Origin of the sequence: Natronospira sp., from assembly GCF_007134575.1 — a bacterium.
Classification (GTDB): domain Bacteria; phylum Pseudomonadota; class Gammaproteobacteria; order Natronospirales; family Natronospiraceae; genus Natronospira; species Natronospira elongata.
Genome location: NZ_SLKM01000142.1, coordinates 1 through 2,630 on the forward strand (window position 1 = coordinate 1; position 2,630 = coordinate 2,630).

A 2,630-nucleotide genomic window follows, 5' to 3' on the forward strand; every position below is an offset into this window, starting at 1 on the left:
CCGGCTGCGTAAGCCGTTCGATGTCTCTTTCGTCCTTGGCCTCCTGCACCATCTCCCGCACATCGGCACGCAACTGCTCGGCGTCAAAGATGATGCCGTCCTTGATGGTATAGCGAACACCACCCACCCGCTTGAGCTCATTATTGTCATCAACGCGAATGGCGCCGGTCCCGTAAAGCACCTTCAAATTCTGCAGCGGGTTCTCCTCCACGACCACCAGATCGGCCAGCTTGCCCGGCTCAATGGAACCCACCTTATCGTCCATGCCAAGCGTCTTGGCACCATGCAGACTGGCTGCACGAATCACTTCCAGGGGATGAAAGCCGGCTTCCTGAAGCAGTTCCATTTCCTGAATGAAGCCAAAACCGTAAATCTTGTAGATATAACCCGAATCAGAGCCTACCGTGACCCGGCCACCGTGGTTCTTGTAGTCATTGATGAACTTCATCCACAGGCGATAATTCTCACGCCAGTTGATTTCATCCTCGGTGGTCCAGTCAAACCAGTAGGAACCGTGAGCCCGGCGATCCGGCTCAAAGAAATCCCATAGCGAAGGCAGGGTATATTGCTCATGCCATTCGGCCCGGCGCTGGGCCATGAAATCCCGGTTGGCTTCATAGATGTTGAAGGTAGGGTTAATGGTCAGGCCAAGATCAATCAACTGATCCCGCACACGATTCCAGTGCTCACTGCCCGGCGCCGCCGCCTGCCGCCAAAGCTTGCCGGCCTCGGCAAAGCGGTGATACTCATCCTGATAGTTGTAGTCCAGACGATAGTGCTGGAGAGTGCGGTCTTCGAACAACGCCTCCGGCAACCCATACCAGTGTTCCATGGTGGTCAGGCCCCATTCGGCGGTGTCGAGGACATTGGCCCGCCCCACCTCCAACTGGGCATGGTGCTGTGCCGTACCCAGGCCACGGTCACTCGCCTCTTCGATGGCAGCGCGCAGGACATCGGGGTGACTGCCGAAGAACTTGAAGCCATCCACGCCACGCCGATCCATTGACCGCACCCAACGCCGTGCCTGACGTTCGGTGGTGATCGGCCCGTCGTGTTCCATGCCGAAACCGGCATAGGCCTGAATGCGGGGCGCGGTGATTTCATTGGCCTCGCTGCGACGCTGATGGTCCAGCACCCAGTCGATGCCATTGAAACTGCCCGGGTCACGAATGGTGGTGATGCCATGGGACAGCCACAACTTGAACACGTACTCCGCCGGCGTCCCCTGGGCACGACCGCCGATATGGGCATGCATATCCACAAAACCCGGCAGGATATACATGCCGGACAGATCCAGTTCCCGATCATCCGGGCCGGCTTCCGGTCGCCCGTCCGGATCGATCTCCACGCCGGGGTAGCCAACCACATGGACATCGGCGATGCGGTTGCCCTCGATGACGATATCCACCGGCCCCTTGGGCGGCGCCCCGGTACTATTGATCAGGGTGGCACCGCGCAGGATCAGGCGATCATAAGGGCCCTCTCCCTCCGCACGTTCCGGCGCGGGCTCAATGGCCGCCAGGGCGACACCGGTGACCAGGGTGCTGAAGCAGAGACTCAACAGGAGAACAAGTCGACGCATGGGAAGCTTCCTTCTGGCATGGGGAGATCCGGAGGCCAATCCTAGCAGGGCCACGGCCACCGTCGTAGTCCCCAAGCCACATTGTGATATCTTTCCCGACACTTCCCAGTGTGAGGGCAGCAGAATGAAAGGGGCACTTCCATGGGTATTCCCGTTCCTCGCCGCAGGCCTGCTTGCCTGCGGTCAGAGCGAGAACGCCACACAGCAACAGAATGACGAGGCATTAATGGCTCACAAGGCATTTCAGGCACAAGATTTGGTCGAGGCGCCCGTTGCCGAGCGCCGGGAGAAGGAAATCACCCAGCACGGTGAAACCCGAATTGATCCCTATCACTGGCTTCGGGACGACAACTGGCAGCAGCTCCTGCGCGATACCGCCGTACTGGACGAAGACATTCGTGAACATCTGAACGAGGAGAACCGCTATCACGACGAGATGATGAGCGACGTCAGCGATCTGCGCGAGCGCCTGTTTCAGGAAATGCGCGCACGCATCAAGGAGGATGATGCCTCGGTTCCTCGCCGTGATGGGCCTTTCGAGTACTACACCCGCTTCCGCGAGGGTGGTGAGTACCCGATCTTTGCCCGCCGCCCCGTGGGAGAAACGGAGGAGACCATCCTTTTCGATGGTGACAAGGAGGCCCAGGGCCAGGACTTTTTCAATATCGCAGCAGTGAGCCACAGCCCCGACCACAAGCTGATTGCCTACGGCGTGGATACGGTGGGCTCGGAGTACTTCACCATCCGCATTCGTGACATCGACAGCGGCGAGGATTACCAGGAAACCATCGAGCAAAGCGGGGGCGATGTGGTCTGGGCGGCGGATTCAGCCAGCTTCTTCTACATCGAGCGCGATGACAATCAGCGTCCCAAGCGCGTCCGTCATCATGAGTTGGGCACAGATCCCGAATCCGACCGGGTGGTCTATGACGAGGAAGATGACGGTCTCTTCGTCTCCGTCTCCGAGACCCAGAGCGGTGAATACATCCTCATCAACGCCGGCAACCATAACAGTTCACGAAGCTTCTACATCCCTGCCGACGAGCCC

Annotated in this window: 1 protein-coding gene and 1 pseudogene; one reads left to right on the forward strand and one right to left on the reverse strand. The window is 59.1% G+C overall.

Annotated elements, in window-relative coordinates; genetic code table 11:
- Positions 1–1,582, reverse strand: a 1,582-nt coding sequence (locus ACJWXQ_RS05515; protein ID WP_406672337.1) for an amidohydrolase family protein, incomplete at its 3' end; no start/stop codon positions are given.
- 226 nt (positions 1,583–1,808) lie between these two features.
- On the opposite strand from ACJWXQ_RS05515, the pseudogene ACJWXQ_RS05520 reads away from it, so the two are divergent.
- Positions 1,809–2,630: pseudogene (locus ACJWXQ_RS05520) on the forward strand (S9 family peptidase); the annotation flags it as partial.